Origin of the sequence: Campylobacter sp. RM19073 (genome assembly GCF_024723495.1) — a bacterium.
In the GTDB taxonomy this organism is placed as follows: domain Bacteria; phylum Campylobacterota; class Campylobacteria; order Campylobacterales; family Campylobacteraceae; genus Campylobacter; species Campylobacter porcelli.
Genome location: NZ_JANQCT010000011.1, coordinates 16,530 through 36,200 on the forward strand (window position 1 = coordinate 16,530; position 19,671 = coordinate 36,200).

Annotated in this window: 20 protein-coding genes; 9 read left to right on the forward strand and 11 right to left on the reverse strand. The window is 32.1% G+C overall.

Annotated features, from left to right (window positions below; genetic code table 11):
* Window position 1: 1 nt before the first annotated feature.
* The 7 genes from CSUIS19073_RS05295 to CSUIS19073_RS05325 all read right to left on the reverse strand — a co-directional run bounded on the left by CSUIS19073_RS05295 (window position 2) and on the right by CSUIS19073_RS05325 (window position 4,605).
* The gene (locus CSUIS19073_RS05295; RefSeq protein WP_086242298.1) at window positions 2–343 is read right to left on the reverse strand and encodes a hypothetical protein; all 342 of its coding nucleotides are present in this window, start codon (window positions 341–343) and stop codon (window positions 2–4) included.
* On the reverse strand, window positions 340–1,509 hold the full coding sequence (locus CSUIS19073_RS05300; RefSeq protein WP_086242297.1) for a hypothetical protein: 1,170 nt from the start codon (window positions 1,507–1,509) through the stop codon (window positions 340–342). The genes CSUIS19073_RS05295 and CSUIS19073_RS05300 overlap by 4 nt, the downstream gene beginning before the upstream one ends.
* Complete coding sequence (locus tag CSUIS19073_RS05305; protein WP_086242296.1) at window positions 1,502–1,846, reverse strand: nuclear transport factor 2 family protein; 345 nt, start codon at window positions 1,844–1,846, stop codon at window positions 1,502–1,504. The genes CSUIS19073_RS05300 and CSUIS19073_RS05305 overlap by 8 nt, the downstream gene beginning before the upstream one ends.
* Entirely contained in the window at window positions 1,839–2,564 is a 726-nt protein-coding gene (locus CSUIS19073_RS05310) for a glycosyltransferase family 2 protein (RefSeq protein ID WP_086242295.1), read from the reverse strand. The genes CSUIS19073_RS05305 and CSUIS19073_RS05310 overlap by 8 nt, the downstream gene beginning before the upstream one ends.
* Entirely contained in the window at window positions 2,561–3,196 is a 636-nt protein-coding gene (locus tag CSUIS19073_RS05315; protein WP_086242294.1) for an HAD family hydrolase, read from the reverse strand. Before CSUIS19073_RS05315 ends, CSUIS19073_RS05310 begins: the two co-directional genes overlap by 4 nt.
* Window positions 3,189–3,764, reverse strand: coding sequence for a hypothetical protein (locus tag CSUIS19073_RS05320; protein ID WP_236860772.1), 576 nt, complete (start codon window positions 3,762–3,764; stop codon window positions 3,189–3,191). Before CSUIS19073_RS05320 ends, CSUIS19073_RS05315 begins: the two co-directional genes overlap by 8 nt.
* A 169-nt stretch (window positions 3,765–3,933) precedes the next feature.
* Complete coding sequence (locus CSUIS19073_RS05325) at window positions 3,934–4,605, reverse strand: outer membrane beta-barrel protein (RefSeq protein WP_086242293.1); 672 nt, start codon at window positions 4,603–4,605, stop codon at window positions 3,934–3,936.
* 169 nt (window positions 4,606–4,774) lie between these two features.
* Here CSUIS19073_RS05325 and CSUIS19073_RS05330 point away from each other — a divergent pair, with 169 nt between their 5' ends.
* From CSUIS19073_RS05330 to CSUIS19073_RS05355, 6 genes are all read left to right on the forward strand, one after another.
* Complete coding sequence (locus CSUIS19073_RS05330) at window positions 4,775–6,844, forward strand: capsular polysaccharide biosynthesis protein (RefSeq protein WP_180379371.1); 2,070 nt, start codon at window positions 4,775–4,777, stop codon at window positions 6,842–6,844.
* Window positions 6,841–8,037: a capsule biosynthesis protein gene (locus tag CSUIS19073_RS05335; protein ID WP_086237989.1), complete on the forward strand. Its 1,197-nt coding sequence runs from the start codon at window positions 6,841–6,843 to the stop codon at window positions 8,035–8,037. The genes CSUIS19073_RS05330 and CSUIS19073_RS05335 overlap by 4 nt, the downstream gene beginning before the upstream one ends.
* A 64-nt stretch (window positions 8,038–8,101) precedes the next feature.
* Entirely contained in the window at window positions 8,102–8,884 is a 783-nt protein-coding gene (gene kpsM / locus CSUIS19073_RS05340) for a capsule polysaccharide transporter KpsM (RefSeq protein ID WP_086242291.1), read from the forward strand.
* Complete coding sequence (locus CSUIS19073_RS05345; RefSeq protein WP_086237987.1) at window positions 8,881–9,546, forward strand: ABC transporter ATP-binding protein; 666 nt, start codon at window positions 8,881–8,883, stop codon at window positions 9,544–9,546. Before kpsM ends, CSUIS19073_RS05345 begins: the two co-directional genes overlap by 4 nt.
* Window positions 9,543–10,685 carry a capsule biosynthesis protein gene (locus CSUIS19073_RS05350; RefSeq protein ID WP_423775234.1) on the forward strand — a complete coding sequence of 381 codons (1,143 nt, stop codon included), beginning with the start codon at window positions 9,543–9,545 and terminating at the stop codon, window positions 10,683–10,685. The genes CSUIS19073_RS05345 and CSUIS19073_RS05350 overlap by 4 nt, the downstream gene beginning before the upstream one ends.
* Before the next feature lie 3 nt (window positions 10,686–10,688).
* A complete protein-coding gene (locus CSUIS19073_RS05355; RefSeq protein WP_086237986.1) occupies window positions 10,689–11,888 on the forward strand; it encodes a glycosyltransferase in 1,200 nt (399 codons plus the stop codon).
* Window positions 11,889–11,930: 42 nt separating this feature from the next.
* On the opposite strand, the gene CSUIS19073_RS05360 is transcribed toward CSUIS19073_RS05355, so the two are convergent.
* Both CSUIS19073_RS05360 and CSUIS19073_RS05365 read right to left on the reverse strand, forming a co-directional pair.
* Entirely contained in the window at window positions 11,931–12,653 is a 723-nt protein-coding gene (locus tag CSUIS19073_RS05360) for a DNA-methyltransferase (RefSeq protein ID WP_086237985.1), read from the reverse strand.
* Window positions 12,646–13,704 carry a DNA cytosine methyltransferase gene (locus CSUIS19073_RS05365; RefSeq protein WP_086237984.1) on the reverse strand — a complete coding sequence of 353 codons (1,059 nt, stop codon included), beginning with the start codon at window positions 13,702–13,704 and terminating at the stop codon, window positions 12,646–12,648. The genes CSUIS19073_RS05360 and CSUIS19073_RS05365 overlap by 8 nt, the downstream gene beginning before the upstream one ends.
* A gap of 56 nt (window positions 13,705–13,760) precedes the next feature.
* On the opposite strand from CSUIS19073_RS05365, the gene CSUIS19073_RS05370 reads away from it, so the two are divergent.
* Window positions 13,761–14,951 (forward strand): HNH endonuclease signature motif containing protein, encoded by a 1,191-nt coding sequence (locus CSUIS19073_RS05370; RefSeq protein WP_086242290.1) that lies wholly within the window; start codon window positions 13,761–13,763, stop codon window positions 14,949–14,951.
* A gap of 575 nt (window positions 14,952–15,526) precedes the next feature.
* Here the strand turns inward: CSUIS19073_RS05370 and CSUIS19073_RS05375 are convergent.
* Entirely contained in the window at window positions 15,527–16,456 is a 930-nt protein-coding gene (locus CSUIS19073_RS05375) for a ribose-phosphate pyrophosphokinase (RefSeq protein WP_086237982.1), read from the reverse strand.
* Window positions 16,457–16,599: 143 nt separating this feature from the next.
* Between CSUIS19073_RS05375 and CSUIS19073_RS05380 the strand changes: the two genes are divergently transcribed.
* Both CSUIS19073_RS05380 and ccoS read left to right on the forward strand, forming a co-directional pair.
* Window positions 16,600–18,957, forward strand: a complete 2,358-nt coding sequence (locus tag CSUIS19073_RS05380; protein ID WP_086242289.1) for a heavy metal translocating P-type ATPase — start codon at window positions 16,600–16,602, stop codon at window positions 18,955–18,957.
* A gap of 2 nt (window positions 18,958–18,959) precedes the next feature.
* Window positions 18,960–19,181 (forward strand): cbb3-type cytochrome oxidase assembly protein CcoS, encoded by a 222-nt coding sequence (ccoS, locus tag CSUIS19073_RS05385; protein WP_086242288.1) that lies wholly within the window; start codon window positions 18,960–18,962, stop codon window positions 19,179–19,181.
* 56 nt (window positions 19,182–19,237) lie between these two features.
* On the opposite strand, the gene CSUIS19073_RS05390 is transcribed toward ccoS, so the two are convergent.
* Window positions 19,238–19,546 carry a c-type cytochrome gene (locus CSUIS19073_RS05390; RefSeq protein ID WP_086237979.1) on the reverse strand — a complete coding sequence of 103 codons (309 nt, stop codon included), beginning with the start codon at window positions 19,544–19,546 and terminating at the stop codon, window positions 19,238–19,240.
* Window positions 19,547–19,671: the final 125 nt, after the last annotated feature.

Genomic DNA, 19,671 nt, shown 5'->3' on the forward strand with positions numbered 1-19,671 from the left:
TTTACTCATTATTTTCTCCATATTTTCCTAAATATTTATCATTTTTTGCTGCAGGAATTTTGACTACAACATTTTGCGAGTCTTCCAAAGCCTCAAAATCCGTATCTTCAAATGGGGCTATAGTGATAATATCTCCTTCTTTATAGACTACGCCATTCATTTTAACCACTCCTTTAGTAATCACCGTAATTTCAGTAGCGATTTTATGATAATGCCTTTCTTCATAATCGCCTTTTTTATAGCTTTTAACACCTACTTCTACTTGTTCTGTTTTAAATATATTTGGTTCAAAATCTCCTACAAACCAACCACGAATCATATCTTTTAAATTACCAATTTTCATTTTTTTGCCTTTTTAAATTCTTTTATTATGCGTCTAATTTCAAATAGCAGCCATATACCCCCCCCAGATATAAAGCCGATATTATTAGCTTTTATTAGAGCTTCTCCAAGTTTATAGCTTAGATCATTTTTTATTTTGATGGCTTCATTGTAATCAGGGTAGGATTCAAGTGGAGCTAGTTTTAAATTTGGATGTTGTTTGATAATTTTTTCATAAGATTTTTGTTCATTAATATGCTCTTTTTTAATTGAATACAATTTAAAAGGCATTTTTACATATCCAAAGATGCTTTTTGAGTTTTCTATCATAGCTTGACCCAATTTATAAGAAAGCTGGTACTTTATTATTTGAGTAGCTATATTGGATTGTATATATCCAAAATTATGCATCCTATCTAAATGTATTAGGCAAAATACGCTATTTCTATTTTTTATGTGCAAGGAATTTGGATTACTATGATAAAATTTTATAGAAAATACTTTTTTACTATATGGAGCTATGGTATTATGCTCTATCGCACCCCAATCGGCTAAGCACTCTAAATCTAAAATTTTAAATTTTTGATATGCAATAAGATAAAATCCAAATACCATATAATCAAAACTACAATAGCTAATTTTAGAAAAGTCATTTCTAGCAAAATCGTTATCTAATCCACTTTTATCAAAAAAATCTTCAAGAAATTGGCAAGGATAGATACATAACTGATTAAACCAAAAATATAGTTCTTGCGGGGGCTTTTTATCAAAAAATTTTACAGATTCTTGATATATACCACTCCAATCAGCCTGTGTTTGATTACCATATAGTAGTTTATTTTTTTGAAATTCCTTACACATTTTCATTAAGTTGATATTTTTTATAATCACAGACTCATCATCTAGTATAATAATATACTCATAATCCTTTTGTAAAAGCCATAAACTATATAGTTTCTTAATATTAATTATGCCGTCGCTTAAATTTTTTAATTCATTTTCTAAAACAATACTTCTAAATTCTCCACCATATCTTGCAAGGAAAGCAATCTCATCGTTATAGCTGCTAAATACAAAACACAAATCTGCTTGTTTATTTAATTCACAATCTATAAAGCTACGCATAAATTTGTATGCGTTTTCAAATCTAGGAAGATGTGTGGGTATTAAAAAACAAATTTTATTCATCTTTTGTTCCCTTTGTGTCTAGATACGCCCTAAGCTCGACTATCTTTTCACCTTTCCACTCTATAATATCTACACCTTCTAGTTTTAAACCATCTAAAATTAAGATGAATTCGATAAAAGTTGCATTTTTATCTTGATATATATTTTTTGCGTTAAAACTTAACTTATTTGCACTTTTAAATATATCTTCTATAGCATTTAAACACTTATTTTTGCCAGATATTTTTCTTACCACTGGATCTTGTAGGATAAAGCTCTCATCAAGCAATTTGGCTATTTCATCTAAATTTTTATTATTAAAAGCTTTAATATACTGCTTTGTTAGCATTTTAATCATTTTTTATCCTTTCATATTCGCTGATTTTAGCGTGTGAGTAAAATGTAAAATATCTATCTTTATCAATTTGTAAATTTTTAACAACTTTACCTTGCAAAATAAGCTCATTTAAAACAGGGGCCACATAAAATTTACCATCTAAATTAATATCTTTTTTTATCATATTTTTTGCTGCAAGTATAAAATCACTCCCTTTTTTAAAATAGTAAAATCCAGCAATTGCATTTTTACTAATTTGCTTTTTCTCAGAAGCTTGTACAATATTGTCAAATTCATCGCATTTAATATATGAAAATCTTGGATGTATATTTTCAAAACTCAAAACACCAGCGTCAAAATTTGATAATCTTTCAATATCTAAATTTAAATCAAGTTCAAAAATTTGATCCATATTGGCAATGATTAATGGCGTATCATTATCTATAAACTCAGTTGCCATTAGGGCAGAACAAGCCATTCCCGCCGTTTGATTTTTCAAAACAAGCACTTGGCTTTTATTATTTGTAAGCACATTTATCGCATCTTCTAAACCAAATTTTCTATTTTCATCATCTTGAATTATAAATATGAAGCGTTTGTTATCTATATTTTGATAGTTTAAAATAAAATGTTCAAGCATTGTTTTACCGCAAATTTCAATAAACGGCTTAGGAAATCCATCTTGTTTATCATCAAAAAAATAGCTCTTACCAGCCATAGGCACAAGGATATTTATCATTTATCTTCCTTTTTATATAGATCTATATGGGCTTTTATATTGTCGTAATTTACTTCGCTTACTTCGCTTACTATCATAACATTAGCTCCACTTGCTCTTGCTGCTTTTATGCCATTTTCATTATCTTCAACGATCAAACACTCTTTTGGGCTTAAACCAAATCTTGCTATAGCTTTGTTATACATTTCTGGATCTGGTTTGCCTTTTGTAACATCTTGATTAGATATATAAAAATCCAAGTAGCCATCTAATGCTGCTTTTTGCATCATTACTTCGATTGTGTTTTTTATCGAATTTGAGCAAACTGCCATTTTGTAACCTTCGCTTTTTAGCTTTGAAAGTGCGTATTCATGGCAAAATGTAGGCTTACAAAGAGTATGAACTAGCTCCATTGTGTAAAGTTGCTTTAGCTCATTTAAAAACGAGTGTAATCCCTGCGGCAAGCCTTTTGTGATTGTTAGCATTTTTAGTTTATCTTTTGTTGGAAGTCCATCAAATGTAGTTAAATGCTCATAGCGTGAAATTTCCATACCAAAAATCTTTAAAGCCTTATTTAATGCTTCATAATGCCAATCTTTAGCTTCTATTAAAACTCCATCCATATCAAAAATTACTGCTTTTATTTTACTCATTAAAAAACCTCCTAGCTTCTTCTACTTTATCAGTGCAAAGCATTAAATTTGAATTGTTTAATTTAGCTTCAATTTGCTTATACTCTTGCCACTCTTTTAGATAATCTCTACTATGTAAATCAGGAGAGACAATACAAATTTGTTTATTATTTTCCAAATGCGTTTTTATGATTTTTTCATCTATCCAATGTGTGTTAAATTCATCTAGCCAAACACCTATAGCTTCTTGATAAAATGATGGAGTAGTCTCATATTCACTTTGGCGTGTAAATACATTTAATCCATATTTTATATATCCCAAGGCATCTGGAACTGACATATCAAAGAAAAAATAATTAGATATTTTATATTTTTGAAGTATTGATTTAAGCTCTATTTGTAAGCCATCTGATTTGATATTTAGAGCTAGGGTTGAATTTGAATAGATATTACAATTAGAATATAAGGATAAAAGCTCATCTAAGCTTAAAGAGTCTTTTGTAGGAATATCATGAGAGATTACGAGATGACCATTATAATCTCTAATATCAGTCTCTACCCCCCCCCATATATTTGCCGATTTGTTCATTTAAAGCTTTTTGGCAAAACTTGAATTCTCTTTGAAATGCTATCATTTGATTCTTTTCACTGCTATCTTGCCACCAGCCACGATGAGATAATATATGCATAAGTTATCCTTTTTAAATAGTTTGTTGGTTATTAATATGCTCCATTATAAATATTTACAATAAAACATATTAAAATTTATAACTTACGCCCAGATATGCTGATGTATCAAGCTGTTTTAGCCTAAATGGCTTATTTTCTATCTCGTAGGTTGCGCCACCATAATCAAAGCTCAAATTTAAATCTTTACTTTTATACATTGTGTGCATAATTCTCGCACCAAATTCTATATTCCATTTATCATCTACTTCATACAAGGCACCTAATTTAGCTCCATAGCTAAATCCATCAAGAAAGTTAGGAATAGCTGGGGCTATATCTTGTATTAAGCTATTTTCTACATCAAATTCGCCCAAAGAGTATCCTACAAATACGCCTATATCAGCCCTTAAATTTGGTTGTATTAATGGAGTGTAGTCATATCCTAATAAAAATCTATGAGAGGTAAATTTATATTTTTCCCACTCATTTGCTATAACTACGCCGCCTATTTCGATATTGTAGCTTCTGCTGCCGATTGATTTGCCACCATATTCATATGATAGAGAGTATCTATGCGTATCATCTACTTGATAGCCAAATTTAGGTGATAATAAGAGATTATTATCTGATATTAAGTCATAGTTATCCTCATCTACTGAGCTATGATTAAATCCACCACTAAATCCGATAAAATACCCATCAGCTAGAGCAAATGTGGCGCTTAAAGATAGTATGAGAACTGTAGATTTTAATTTAAACATATTTATCCTATTTATTTTTGATTTAAAGAATTATAGTGATGCTTTTATAAAATATTGCTTAATTTGGTTAGCAAATCTAGATAATTGGATATATTTTGTATTAAATTTATTTATATTTATTTTATCCTTTATTGGGTATAATCTTCGGATTTTATTGGCTGGGTTTAAAATGAGATTTGATGGTTATAGTAAATCTATAAAATTGATAAAAAATATAAAATATTTTTATAAGCTTAGGCGATATTTTAAATTTGCATTCATAGGTGAAAATAGCAAATTTTATGGCTGGGGGCGTAAAAAATCTGGCTATGATGCTATCGATTTAGCAGATAAATTAAGTGGTGAATTTCGCCTTTTAGAAGATGGTTTTATCCGCTCGGTTGGGCTAGGGGTTGATGGTGCTAGATTGCTTAGTGTAGTTGAAGATGATATAGGGATATACTATGATGCCACTAGACCAAGCAGATTAGAGATGATTTTATCAAATTATGAATTTAGCGATGAGCTATTACAAGATGCTAGGTGGTGCATGGATTACATCATCACGCATAATATTTCAAAATACAATAACGCCCCAAATATCACTCAAGAATTGGTAGAAAAATATGAGCTAAATAGAGGCAAAAATATCCTTATAATAGCTCAAACTAGTGGCGATGCGTCGTTAGTTTATAGTTTTAGTGATAAATTTAGCACCAATGAGATTGTAAGTTTAGCTATAGATGAAAATCCTGGCGCAAATGTGCTTTTAAAAATCCATCCAGATGCCCTAAGTGGTAAGAAAAAATCCGATATAGATATATCAAATTTACCCCCGCAAATCAAAATCATCACTCAAGATATAAATCCAATCTCGCTTTTAAAACACATAGATAAAGTCTATACCAAAAGCTCTGGCATGGGCTTTGAGGCTTTGATGTGTGGGTGTGAGTGCGTCTGTTTTGGGGTGCCATTTTATGCTGGCTGGGGGCTAAGTGATGATAGGGTAAAAGCACCAAATAGACGCAATAAAAAGCTAGCCATAGAGCAGTTATTTGCTGGGGCGTATATGATTTATGCTAAATATATAGACCCATACACAGGGCAAAATACCACGCTAAAAAGGCTATTGCCGCAGATTAATACCATAAAAAATGCTAGGTTAAATCAAAGTGGTAAAGTAAAATTTTCATTTGGATTTTCTATTTGGAAGCGTAAATTTATACTTCCATTTTTGGGTAAAAATTTGAAATTCATAAGCACATTTAGTAAAGATCCGCTTAAAATAGCCTTAAAAAATGGGTTAGATAATAATTCTCTAGTTTATATCTGGGGTAAAAAAGAGTATCCAAAACTACAAAAATGGTGCGATGAAAACGGAGTTTTGATAACTAGAGTAGAAGATGGCTTTATCCGCTCAGTTGGGCTTGGGAGTGATCTTACAAGACCATACTCTTTGGTCTTTGATGATTTGGGGATATACTTTGATACTAGGTTTGAAAGTAGGCTAGAGCAGATACTAAACTACCATAAATTTAGTCAGTATGAGCTTGAATTTGCGAAAAAGTTAAGGGAAATTTTAATAAATAGTAAAATTTCGAAGTATAATGATGATAAAGATGGTATAATTGCGTCTCAAAATGGCAAAAAAATTGCTCTAGTTATCGGTCAAGTCGAAGATGACGCTAGTGTAAAAATCGGTGCTGATGGAATGAAAAATATAGAGCTAATCAAACAAGCAAGGTTAAACTCGCCTAAGGCTCATATCATCTACAAGTCTCACCCAGATGTGCTAAGTGGCAATAGAATAGGCAAAGTAGATGAAAAAGAGGCGTTAAAATATTGCGATGAGATAGTAGCTGGAGTGAGTATGCCTGTGCTACTTGATTTAGCTGATGAGATACATACGATGACATCTACTAGCGGATTGGAAGCTATTTTGCGTGGTAAAAAAGTCATTTGCTATGGTAGGCCATTTTGGGCTGGCTGGGGACTAAGTGATGATAAAAAATCACTTCCTAGGCGTTATAGAAATTTAAGTATAGATGAGTTAATAGCTGGGGCGTATATAATCTATCCAAGATATATTCATCCTGTAAATTTAGAGCCTTGCAATGCTAGTGATTTGGTTTTGGCGCTACAAAAGCAAAAAAAAGAGTTACAAAAACCTATAAATGCGTTTTTTCATAAGATAAATTCGCTATATGCTAGAGTGGGGCAAAAAATTTTATATATAGTTTTATTTATGGTAAAAAAATGAGATTAGAAGATAGAATTACTGATATTAAAGGCAAAAATATCTTGCTTTTACAAGGTCCTATGGGGGATTTTTTCAATAAGCTTGATAATATTTGTACGCAAAAGGGTGCTTTTGTTACAAGAATTGGCTTTAATGCTGGCGATGCGTATTTTTCTAAAACCAAGAGTTATTTTGCCTATAAAGGCAGACCAAAGCAGTGGGCTAAATTTATTAATAAATTCTATCAAGATAATAATATTGATATTGTTTTTTTATTTGGAGATTGTAGATTTTATCACAAGATTGCTATTAAGATAGCAAAGGGGTTGGGAATTGATGTTTATGTATTTGAAGAGGGGTATTTGCGTCCTGGATTTATCACTATGGAGTATTATGGGGTAAATAACCACTCTAGAATGCCTAGAGATAGGGAGTTTTATGATAATTATAGCCCAAAGACCAAGCCATTTACGGTTAAATCAACCTCTACTTATGGCTTGATGGCGTGGTGGGCAACGCAGTATTATTTGGTATCAAATATTTTTTATTTTCTATACCCACATTATATCCATCATCGTGATTTTTCACCTATTAAAGAGGGTTTTTATGGAATAAGAAATTTAATTAGAAAGATTAAATATAAATTTACTGAAAGAGATTTAAATGGGCGTTTCGAAGGGGAGTTAAGCGAAAAATACTATTTTGTAGCACTTCAAACTCACGATGATTTTCAAGTTAGAACGCACTCTAGATTTAGAACTATGGAGAGCTTTATTGAGTATATTATCTCATCATTTTCTAGATACGCTCCTAAGGATACAATCTTGATTTTTAAGCACCATCCTATGGATAGAGGCAAGAAAAATTATAACTCATACATTAGATATTTAGCCAAAATTTATAGGGTTGATGGCCGCATAATGGCTGTGTTTGATGCTCATCTTCCTACAATTATTAAAAATTCAAAAGCCGTAATACTCATAAATAGCACTGTTGGATTAAATGCTCTAAGCTACTCTAAGCCCGTAATTTGCCTTGGCAAATCTATGTATGATATTAAGGGACTTACTACTAAGGATTTAAATTTGGATAAATTTTGGAGCATTCAATCCCCAGTAGATAAGGAGCTTTATTCTAAATTTAGAGCCTATCTAATAGACAATACGCAAATAACTGGAAGCTACTATTTAAAAGATGGAGTAGAATTTAAATAGATTTTGAGTTGATTTGTAACCTTATTTTGATATAATTTTTTAAAACAGCTTTGCGGAGGATATAGTGCTAAATGTTATAAGAGCGCTATTTTTTAGAGAGTTAAAGACTAGATTTGGCAAAAATAGGCATCTAGGTTACTTTTGGGTAGTTGGAGAGCCTTTAATACAGATATTAGTAATTACCACTGTAGTAACCTTAATTCGCGAGAATATCACTCATTTAGTTGTCCCTGGTGGCACCCCTGTTTTTATGTTTTTAGCTTGTGGGGTTATCCCATTTTTTATGTTTAGAAATATTGTTACGCAGCTTATGGGTGGGATAGCTGGGAATTTATCTTTGTTTTTTTATAAGCCTGTTAGACCAATTCATGTATTTTTAGCTAGAGCTTTGCTTGAGTTTTATATGCACTCTTTGATATTTTTATGCGTGATGATTTTGGCTGGGTGGTTTATAGGTTATAATGTAGTGCCTAGGGATTTTTTAGCTATGTTTATTAGCGTTATGTTGATGGTGTTATCTGGGTTTAGCCTTGGTGTGATTTTTGCGATTGTTACGCATTTTATTGAGCCACTTAAGACTATTTTTACATATTTTACTACAGCTTTATATATACTATCTTGCGTTATCTTTCCTATTTGGATTATCCCATCTGATATATTAAAATATATGCTTTATAATCCTATACTACATATTTGTGAGAGTATAAAGCACTACTATTTTGATGGTTATCCGCTAGTTGATGGGATAAATTTATTCTATCCTTTGGTTTGTAATATCATAATGCTATTTATAGGATTTTGGTTTTACTACTATAAACGAAGAGAACTTGTAGCGAGCAGACCATGATAAAATTAGATAATTTAACTAAATTTTACCCACTAAGCAATGGCGATAAGCACTTTGTATTTCGTGAATTTACCTTTACTTTTCCAGATGATTGTAGTATAGGCTTAATTGGTAGAAATGGAGCTGGTAAATCCACTCTTATGCGATTATTAAGTGGGGCTGATATTCCAAATGCTGGTAGAGTCATCACTGATAAGAAAATCTCATGGCCTGTTGGTCTAGCTGGGGGATTTCAACACGCACTTTCAGCTAGGGATAATGTCAAATTTGTAGCTAGAGTTTATGGATATAAAGGCGAGGCTTTAGAAGAAAAAGTGCGATATATAGAGGAGTTTGCAGAGATTGGCAAATACTTTGATGAGCCGATGAATACATACTCTTCAGGTATGAGATCGCGAATTGGTTTTGGGCTTAGTATGGCTTTTGATTTTGATTATTATCTCATAGATGAAGCTGGTGCTGTGGGAGATGCTAAATTTAAGCAAAAAAGCGATGCAATTTATAAAGAAAAATTAAGCAATTCTAAGGTAATAATGGTATCTCATAATATGAGCGAGATAGAGCAGTGGTGCGATAAGGTGATCTTAGTAAATTGCGGTATGACTACGGTTTATGATGATGTCAAAGAGGGAATTGAGATGTATAAAAGGATATGCAGTTGAATAAAAGAGCTATGATTTTAAGATCAATTAAGGATATAAAACAGCATAAAGAGCGTCTAAATAGACTTGATAGTTTTAAAACTGTGATTTATATAATGGTCGTGGTAATATTTTATTATGTATTTATTGCAGCTGATAGATATGTAAGCGAGGTATCATTGACCGTTAAATCTACAGATGGAAGCTCCCAGGTTGCACTTAGTGGGATAGAGAGTTTAGTTGGCATTCCATCTAGTTCAACTGAGGATATTAAGCATTTACAAGAGTATATTAAATCCCTTGATATGCTCCAAAAACTTGATGAAAAGATAAATTTAAGATCGCTTTATGAGAAGCAAAAGCTAGATCTATTTTTCCGTATCTATTCATCAACTAGCAAAGAGAGTTATTTACAGTATTATAGAAATAGAATTCACATACTATTTGATGATGCTACTGGGCTTTTAAATGTTGCTGTGGAGGGCTTTAGCCCTGAAGATGCTCGCACTATTTCAGCTGCTATTTTAGAAGAGTGTGAGAGATTTATAAATGAAATTTCACACAATATTGCTAGAGAGCAGTTACGATTTGCTCAAGGTGAGTTAGAAAATGCTAAGCAAAAGTATAAAGATGCTAAAAATGAGCTTTTAGCTTTTCAAAATCAATATGGTATCTTCGATCCGCAAAGTTTGGTACAAACCAAGGCTGGATTTATCACAGATATAGAGTTGCAAATCTCTAAAAAAGAGACCGAGCTAAATACAATGAGAAGCTATCTAAATGAGAATGCGCCTGAAATTTTAGCGTTGAAAGCTGAATTAAGAGCGCATAAAGAGCAGTTAGAAAAAGAAAAACGCAAGGTAGCATCAAATGCATCGCAAGATAGGTTAAATGATGTTGTGGCACAATTTGAAGCTTTATATCTAAATTTAAACTTTGCTGAAGATGTCTATAAAACGGCTATTAAGGCAGTTGAGACAACTAGAATTGAGATAGGCAGAAAGGCTAAGCAACTAGTGGTAATCCAAAGTCCATATGAGCCACAAAGTGCCAAATATCCAGATAAAATGTATAATATTATCACAATTTTTATAATTTTGACATTGATATTTGGTATTGTTAGGCTTATTCGTGCTATTATCGATGAGCATAGATATTAATCTATGAAAAAACCATATAAAAGCGGTATTTTATTAGCAGCAACTAATAATTCCGCCTTTGCCATTGGGGCAATGGTAGCTAATATCACTGAGGTGATGAGTGGCGAGGTGGATGTATTTTATATTGTTCATGATGGATTTACTCAAAGTGAGATGGAAGCATTTTGTAGGCTTTGCGATGGTATAAAAATCAAATTTATTAGCTTTACTAAGGATGATTTCGTCACTAAAATTCAAGCTTTTGGCGATAAAAATAGCGCTAATTTAAATTCCCCATTTCTCTCTCGTTGGACGCATATGGCTTATGGAATGTTTGAGCCGCTTTTGCTACTTGATGAGTGTGAGTGTATAATATATCTTGATTTTGATATTATGCTGCTTAAGGGGATTGGCAAGCTTTTTAAATTTAAAAATTACCATTTTGGAGCGCACCGAGGCAAAAGCTTATTAAACCCAACGCTTAAAGATTATAATGGTAAATTTAGAAGCTATAGGGTCTATAGAAGCGGTATTGTAGCCTACTATGATACAATACCAAATCCAAAAGAGTGTTATAAGCAAATTTATAATTACAGCACCAAATATGGAGTAAATGACCAAGGGGTGCTTAGTCTATTAATATTAAATAGTAATTTTAAAGTCAAAGAGCTAGGCTATGAATATACAGGTAGCACATATTGGCGTAAAAGTATCGGATATAGTATTATTCACGCTTGGGGAAGAGATGGGAGATTTTGGAATAATGAGCTAGTTTATCAATTTTGGGGAGAAATTTGGAATAGCTATTATCAAAAATGGTTAAAATATGGCGGTAGCGAGTATAAAGGTGGCTTTATTTGCAAGGCAAATTACGCTATAGAGCGAATAAGATATCATCTAGCTTACAAGCTTGGGTATGCAATGGTACAAAATTACTATAGTATATTTGGAAAATTTAAACTACCTTTTATTTTATTAGCTATTTATTTAAGGCATAGATGCGAACAAAAAGAGTATTTTAAGATAATCCAAAACAAACCACACCTCAAAGTCCCACCGATAGAGCATTATGAGGATTATAAATCCGCCTTAAAAGAAAGGCAAAGCATACCATATAAACTTGGCTTAGCCTTGATAAATGCTAGTAAAACCTGGCATAAAGGTGGATTTGTAAAATTATATTTTGATATTAAAAAGATTAAAAAGGGAGATAAAATAACATAAAGATAGAAAAGCAAGGTTTTATAAAATCGAAATTTATTATGTTTATAAATCTAATGAAATTTGGATTGAAGCTTTTTCTAGTCTATTTTTTGCTATTTCAAAATAATTTTTATCTTTTTCGATCCCTATAAAATATCTATTTGCCATTACGGCAGCTACACCAGTAGAGCCTGAGCCCATAAAAGGATCTAAAATTATATCATTGGAATTTGTATGAATTTTAATGATCTCGCTCATTAGAGCTAGTGATTTTTGAGTAGGATGAGATGTTCGCTCCTTGCCAGCTACTACTGGAAATTTGTATAATGAGCGTAAATACGGCAGATTATCTGTTTTATTAAAAGTCCATTTGGCACCTTTTTTAACAGCCCAAAGAGCAAATTCCATGTCTTGAACATAGCGACGATTAGTATTTCTTGGCATAGGATTATTTTTTTGCCAGACTAAAATATCTTTTATTTCAAGGTTTGAGCTTTTGCAAACTTTGCAAATATCACTAATAAATTTATAAGAGCAAAATACAATAAAAGAACCATTTTGATCTAAAATTTTAGAAAATTTTTCTATCCATTCAAGCAAGGCAAAATTATTATCCCATAATCCAAAATCCACACCTTGACGAGGATTTTTCATAGTTGAAAAATTGTTTTTTTTTGAGATATTATAGGGTGGGTCTGTGATTATGTGATTTACTTTAATCTCTTTTTCTAATGCATTTTCTATCCAACAAAACGCATCAGTGTTAAATATTTCATATCTATTCATAATAAAACTCTTTTGCTATTTCATCTGCTAGAGCTTTTGCTAGTAGCGGTGGGACAGCATTGCCAATTTGCTTACAAACTTGTGTTTTTGAGCCACAAAATATAAAATTATCATCAAAGCTTTGAATTCTAGCAGCCTCCCTTGGTGTAATAGCTCTATTTAAAAAAGGATGTGAGTTTGTGCCGTTGCTTGGTGTGTCAAATCTAGTATCAATAGTGGGGCTTGGCTCATCCCATTTTAATCTCCCCCAAGTAGTGTTAAATTTTTGTTTTCCATGAAGTTCTTTTGGCAAATGCTCTTTACCGCTCTCGCAAGGTATCATTTTTAGTTTTTCAAGTGCTGTTTTAGAGTGATTGCTGGCTTTATGATATTGTAAAAATTCGCCTCTAAGCATTTTTTGATATTGGCTTTGGGCTTGATTTTGATACTGGCTTGTTATTTGCCCCTCTCCACTTTCTAAATAAGAAAGATCGCTAATTGCGTCTTTTACATTTACGTAAATTTCTTGTTTTTTAGGAAATTTTAGTTTTTTATTCTTTGCAGCTAAAAAAAATGCTCTTTGTCTATTTTGTGGCACTCCATAGTCTTTTGCATTTAGGATATCACAATTTACTTGATAGCCTAGTTCTTGAATTTTTGATAAAATTTCATTTTTAAAATATCCATTTGAACAAGCTAAAAGATTTTTTACATTTTCTATTACAAAAACTTCTGGTTGTAATTCTTTTACAAGCTCCAAATACTCTAAAAATAAAAAATTTCTAGAGTCATTTAATCCTAATTTTTTACCTTTCAGACTAAATCCCTGACAAGGAGGGCCGCCTATTATCATATTGACTTTAAGCTCTTGTGCTAAATTTATGATTTGTTTTTTTGTACTTTTGTCTGTGATATCTCCACAAATAGTTTGCGCACATTTGAAGTTGAGTTTAAAAGTTTCTATGGCTGAATTTTCAAAATCAAGCGCAAGCAGGGTTTTAAAATGCGGATTTTTGTCAAAACCAAGCGAAAAACCGCCGGCACCACAAAATAAATCTAGAATTTTAAACACGCAAGTCCTTTATCTTTTTTGTTATAATACAAAAATTCAATTTATAGGAACATAAAATGAAAGTTAGCGAGTTTTTAAACAATACTCAAAGCCCTTTTGTTTTGGGAGCATTTTTTTCTAGATATGTGATAGAAAAAGGATTTATACAAACTATATCTCAATATAAATCTACAAAATTTCTAGATGATAGCATTTATAAGAGTAGTTTACCTCTATATTTGGATGCGCTAAATTATCAAAGTAGTGATAGAATTTGGGAATATAAAAGTAAAACTTCATTTCAAATTGTATTAGAAAATGATTTGGATTTAAATAATGATAGATTTTACAAACTATTACTTCGCAAAATTATGTTAAGTCCATTTTTTATAGGCGAAATTTTAGATGATGATAAAAAGGAATTCATAAGAGGATTTTTTGAAATTCGTGGTAGTGTGGATACAAGCAGACCATATTTAAGTCAAGATTATTTTTATAACTCAGAGCTTGAGCTAAAAAGATTAAGACTTTTAATAGATAATTTTAATATTCCAGAAGAAGCTTTTAATATAAATTTTAGAGAATTACAATCACAATTTGTAAGTGGAGAAAATAGGCGCAATACACAATTTCGCATAAATTTATTTTGGTATATTAAAAATATAGGTTTGATAAATGAATATAAGGCAAAAATAATCAAAGAAGTTTATGGAATTAACTATAAAAGAAATATTGATGAAATATTTTATTTTGAGTGTGAAGAACCAAGTTTTACAAAAGCAATGATAAATGAAAGACTGGGTTTTTATTTAAATACAATTTATGGTAAAAATCTAAGCAATTATGAAATTGATAAAATTCGCAAAGATTTAGAGTTTGAAGAAGAGAAAAATGATAAATTTAAGCGTGATGTAAATATAGTGAAATTTATGCGTATTTATGCACCTGATATTTGCGCTGGCTGTAATGATATTTACAATATTAAAGACAGAAGTTTTCTGACACGGCAAAATCGCTATTATACTGAAATTCACCATTGTATCTCTGTGGGTAAAGATAAAGAGCTTGATGTGCTTGAAAATCTTGTAAAACTCTGCCCTACTTGCCATAGAGCTCTTGGCAAAGGCTCATCAAGTGCTGAATATCAAAAAGAGCTAATCAAAAGAATACTAAATTCAAATCAGCAAAACTTAGAATTTGCTAAAATCATCTTTGCTAGTGATGATATAAACATTTTAGTAGAAAAAATACAAGAAAACTTAAAATAACATTGATGAGTTTAAAAAAACTTGGTATAAGAGAGGATTGTTTAAGCTATATTTTGATATTAAAAAGATAAAAAATGAGTATAATCAGTAAGATTAGTGAATGATATAAGCAAATAAATAGCTGATTTTAGGGCTAAATTTAGCAGTGTAGTTATAAGCTAGTATGAATGATTTAAAAGAGGCAGTTTGCTCATACTCTCAATACTACAAAATTAGCTAGATAATTTCATCTGTATAAGCCAAGTAGCCCAGCACTATCCCCATTAAAACAAATCCAAATAATATTGAAGTTATGTTTATAGAAGATGAGTAAGATAGTTAAAATTTATTAGCTAGAAAAAGAGTTATATTTAGAGCAAATGCGGTTCATATCCCTAAAATTTATCAAGATATTTTTAAAGCTTTTAAGGCTAAAAATGAGATTTATAGCGTAATTTTAAGCTTGAATTTACTAAGGCGTTATTTGGCTTTAGTAAGGCGTATGATATTAATGAAGATTAGATCACTCTAGCAGTGGCTAATTATAGATGAGTTGGGCTTAAAGTGTTACTAAATTATAGCAACACTTTAATATATTAATAAAACAAGCTATTTACGCTCTCATCGTGATATACTCTACGGATTACTTCGCCAAATAGTGGGGCAGTGCTTAAAACCTTGATATACGGGCTTTGCTCTTTAAGTGGGATGGTATCAGTCGTTACTAGCTCATCTAATGCCCCGCTATTTATCCTATCATATGCTGGGCCACTTAAAACAGGATGAGTACAAAATGCCATTACGCTTGTGGCGCCATTTTTCTTAAATACCTCAGCAGCCTTTACTATAGTTCCAGCTGTATCTATCATATCATCTATTAAAATCACATCCTTGCCATTTACATCGCCTATTATATTCATAACTTCGCTTTCATTGGCCTTTTCTCGGCGTTTATCTACTATTACCATATCTAAATTTAAGCTCTTAGCAAGACTTCTAGCACGAGCTACGCCACCTACATCAGGGCTTGCGACAATAGGATTTTTAAGATTTTTACTTTTTACATAGTCTAAAAATACGATCGTTCCATATAGATTATCAACTGGAATATCAAAAAAGCCTTGAATTTGCCCAGCGTGAAGATCCATAGTAACAACCCTATCGATCCCAGCAGTTTGCATCATATTTGCTACTAGTTTGGCTGTGATTGGCACTCTTGGAGCGGCTTTTCTATCTTGTCTAGCATAGCCAAAGTATGGCACAACCGCAGTTATAGAGCTAGCGCTTGAGCGTTTTAGAGCGTCTGTTAAGATTAAAAGCTCCATCAAATTTATATTAGCTGGCGCACAGGTTGGCTGAATGATAAAGACATCTTTACCACGCACACTCTCACCGATTTGGACGCTAATCTCACCATCGCTAAAACGCTTTATACTTGCTTCACTTAATGGAATTCCTAGATATTTTGCTACCATTTTAGAAAATTCCACATTTGCTGTCCCAGAAAAAATCTTATATCCACGCATTTTTATCCCTTAAAATAGTTAAAAAATTTAATTCTATCCTAAATTTGCTTAAAAATTTAAATATTAATCGCAAAATAAATTTAAGTTTCTGAGCCATATGTAAGCAAATTTATTATAAAATCTTATAAAAATTTAGGGTTGGTATGGGAAATTTTATCTGTTTGCACTGCAAGGGCGAGTTTGACAAAAGTGCGATAATCACTGATGAGAGCGGGAATGAGTTTTGCTGTAATGGGTGTAAGAGCGTATATAATTTTTTAAATTCCCATAATTTAGGCGAATTTTATGATAAATTAGGCAATCAAAAGCACTTCAAAGCACCAAATTTGGCCAAAATTGATAGCGAGGCATTTTATAAAAATTATGTTAGAAATAGCGATGGATTTTGCGAAATTTATCTTATAATTGATGGAATTCACTGCTCAGCTTGCGTATGGCTAAATGAAAAGGTGCTTATATCAAGCGATGGGGTTGTTGATTTTAGCTTAAATTCAGCTACACATAAGGCCTATATAAAATGGGACGATAGCATAATAAAATTAGATGAAATCCTACGCAAAATCAACTCCATAGGCTACACGCCAATCCCATATGATCCTAAAAAAGCAGATTTAAGAGCGAGTCAAAAACGGCGAGAATTTTACTCTAAGATGCTTGTTGGGCTATTTTGTACTATGAATATTATGTGGGTGGCGGTGGCTTTGTATGGTGGGTATTTCAGCGGAATGAGCGATGATATTAAGGATATTTTACATTTTGCTGAGTTTGTTTTGGCCTCTCCTGTGCTGTTTTATACAGGAAGTGAGTTTTACAAAGGGGCGTATCTTGCCATTAAAAATCGCCAAGCTAATATGGATTTAAGCATTTGTGCTGGGGCCAATATAGCCTATTTTTACTCAGTTTATGCGATGCTTAGTAGAAGTGGAGAAGTATATTTTGACTCTGTGGCTATGATAATTACATTTGTATTTATAGGTAAATTTCTTGAAGTAATTAGCAAGAAAAAATCGATCGATACCCTAGACTCTCTTGGGGCGCTTTTGGTAAATCAAATTTATGTAAAACGAGATGGGAAATTCGAGTTAAAAGATGTAAATGATATAAAACCTGGCGAGATAATCAAAGTCCGAAGTGGTGAGCGAGTGATGATAGATGGCATCGTGGCTAGTGGGGCTGGGAGCTTTGATCTATCTAGTATTAATGGCGAGAGTTTGCCGGTGGTTATAAGCGAAGGCCAAAAGATTATAAGCGGAGCTGTGTGCGTAGATGGGAGCGTAGAGTATAGGGCTAGTGAGCTATTTAAAAGCTCTATTCTTAGTAAAATAATTGATCTATTAAATAAAGCAAGTTTTAAGAAGCCAAAAATTGAGCTTTTAGCTAATCAAATTTCAGCTAAATTCTCTCTAACTATCCTTTTGCTAGGGATTTTGACATTTGCGATTTGGCTTTTTAATAGCGGTGAGATTAGCAAAGGATTGATAGTAGCTGTAAGCGTGATTATAATCGCTTGTCCGTGCGCTTTAAGTCTTGCTACTCCGGTGGCTACGCTAATAGCCTTAGGTAGTGCGATGCGTGGTGGGATAATATTTAAAGAAGCTAGGATAATTGAGAGCTTGGCTAAGTGTAGTTGTGTGGTATTTGACAAAACTGGCACACTATCAAAATCCAAGCTTAAAGTTATTAAAGCGATAAAATTTAAAGAGTATAATCAAGATTTATTATACTCTTTGGCTCTTTCATCTACTCATCCTGTGAGTGTGGCTATAAGGGATTTTATCCTTGCTAAAGAGCTTAATTTAAGCGATATAACTAACCATAATGGCTTAGGTATGAGTGCGAAATATGGGGATTTGGATATTTATGGCGGTAGTGCGAAGTTTATGGCTCAAATGGGATTTGGGGAATTTGAAGCGAGTGGACTAGAATATCATTTTGCTGTAGGAAAAGAAGTTGTGGCGAAATTTGAGCTTGAAGATGAGCTAAGAGATGAGTCAAAAGCCGTTATAAATAGCTTAAAAAAAGATGGATATAAGGTAGTAATGCTAACAGGCGATAACGATAGTGTGGCTACAAAGATTGCAAATAGGCTAAATATAGATGAATTTTACGCTAGTAAAGATCCGATCCAAAAAGCTCAAATAATCAAAGATTTAAATTCCAAATCTCCAGTGGTGATGATAGGTGATGGAGTTAATGATATAGTGGCACTAAACACAGCTAGTGTGGGGATCTGTATGGGAAGTGGAGCGCAAATTAGTATAGAAAAGAGTGATGTAGTCTTGCTAGATGATAATTTAAATTCGCTTTTAAGGGCTTTGAAGCTATCTAAGCTAACTTTTAGAACTATTAAGGAGAATTTGATTTTTACCTTGATTTATAATGCTCTTACAATCCCTCTTGCTATGATGGGTTATATAATACCGCTATTTGCGGCAATTTCTATGTCTTTAAGCTCTATAATTGTGGTTTTAAACTCAACTAAAATAAGATTAAAAGGATAAAAATGGGCGCTGTGATAGCTATAATGCTTGGGATATCTACTTTGCTTGGTGCGTTGGCGCTTTTTGGGCTTTTATGGGGTGTAAAAACCAAGCAATTTGATGACTATTCTAAATTTTTAGATGGGACAAAATTTGATAGTGAAGATGCGTTAAATGATGCTGTAAATTTAGAAAATCGTAAAAAAGAGCTTATGAAAAATAAGGGTTATAGACCGCCAGATTAAGATAAGAATTAAAGATATTTAAAAGAACTAGCTAGGATAAACCTAGCTAGATAGAGTTATTTAAGAGTTGAAATGTAGTTGTTTACAGCTTCCATATCAGCATCGCTTAAAGCAGCCATTTGACCTTTCATGATAGCACCCATATTGATTTTACCTTTACCATCATTTAATGTACCAGCTTTGTAAGCTTTCATATCAGCTAATCTTTGAACTGGATCTGTATCAACTAGAGCTGGAACTTTATTTAAATATTTTTTTTCAGCTTTAGCACCATGACAAACTGCACATTTTTTGTATATTGCAGCACCATCAGCAGCGAATGCACCAACACAGGCTAATGCAACCAATAGAACTATTTTTTTCATTTTTTATCCTTTTGAAAGATTTAATATGAGTATTATAGTGCCAATATTCTGAAATTTAGATTAAATATTATAATTAAATTTTAATTTAGAGATATTAATTATCCAAAAATTTATGATTATTAAGT

Excerpts from the sequence above, each read along its gene's own strand:
- CSUIS19073_RS05305 (WP_086242296.1), bottom strand. The coding sequence starts at position 1,846 with ATGATTAAAATGCTAACAAAGCAGTATATTAAAGCTTTTAATAATAAA.
- CSUIS19073_RS05380 (WP_086242289.1), top strand. The coding sequence starts at position 16,600 with ATGGGAAATTTTATCTGTTTGCACTGCAAGGGCGAGTTTGACAAAAGT.
- CSUIS19073_RS05360 (WP_086237985.1), bottom strand. The coding sequence starts at position 12,653 with ATGAATAGATATGAAATATTTAACACTGATGCGTTTTGTTGGATAGAA.
- CSUIS19073_RS05355 (WP_086237986.1), top strand. The coding sequence starts at position 10,689 with ATGAAAAAACCATATAAAAGCGGTATTTTATTAGCAGCAACTAATAAT.
- CSUIS19073_RS05320 (WP_236860772.1), bottom strand. The coding sequence starts at position 3,764 with ATGAACAAATCGGCAAATATATGGGGGGGGGTAGAGACTGATATTAGA.
- CSUIS19073_RS05390 (WP_086237979.1), bottom strand. The coding sequence starts at position 19,546 with ATGAAAAAAATAGTTCTATTGGTTGCATTAGCCTGTGTTGGTGCATTC.
- CSUIS19073_RS05330 (WP_180379371.1), top strand. The coding sequence starts at position 4,775 with ATGAGATTTGATGGTTATAGTAAATCTATAAAATTGATAAAAAATATA.
- CSUIS19073_RS05295 (WP_086242298.1), bottom strand. The coding sequence starts at position 343 with ATGAAAATTGGTAATTTAAAAGATATGATTCGTGGTTGGTTTGTAGGA.
- CSUIS19073_RS05315 (WP_086242294.1), bottom strand. The coding sequence starts at position 3,196 with ATGAGTAAAATAAAAGCAGTAATTTTTGATATGGATGGAGTTTTAATA.
- CSUIS19073_RS05345 (WP_086237987.1), top strand. The coding sequence starts at position 8,881 with ATGATAAAATTAGATAATTTAACTAAATTTTACCCACTAAGCAATGGC.
- CSUIS19073_RS05325 (WP_086242293.1), bottom strand. The coding sequence starts at position 4,605 with ATGTTTAAATTAAAATCTACAGTTCTCATACTATCTTTAAGCGCCACA.
- CSUIS19073_RS05370 (WP_086242290.1), top strand. The coding sequence starts at position 13,761 with ATGAAAGTTAGCGAGTTTTTAAACAATACTCAAAGCCCTTTTGTTTTG.
- CSUIS19073_RS05335 (WP_086237989.1), top strand. The coding sequence starts at position 6,841 with ATGAGATTAGAAGATAGAATTACTGATATTAAAGGCAAAAATATCTTG.
- CSUIS19073_RS05310 (WP_086242295.1), bottom strand. The coding sequence starts at position 2,564 with ATGATAAATATCCTTGTGCCTATGGCTGGTAAGAGCTATTTTTTTGAT.
- CSUIS19073_RS05375 (WP_086237982.1), bottom strand. The coding sequence starts at position 16,456 with ATGCGTGGATATAAGATTTTTTCTGGGACAGCAAATGTGGAATTTTCT.
- ccoS (WP_086242288.1), top strand. The coding sequence starts at position 18,960 with ATGGGCGCTGTGATAGCTATAATGCTTGGGATATCTACTTTGCTTGGT.
- CSUIS19073_RS05300 (WP_086242297.1), bottom strand. The coding sequence starts at position 1,509 with ATGAATAAAATTTGTTTTTTAATACCCACACATCTTCCTAGATTTGAA.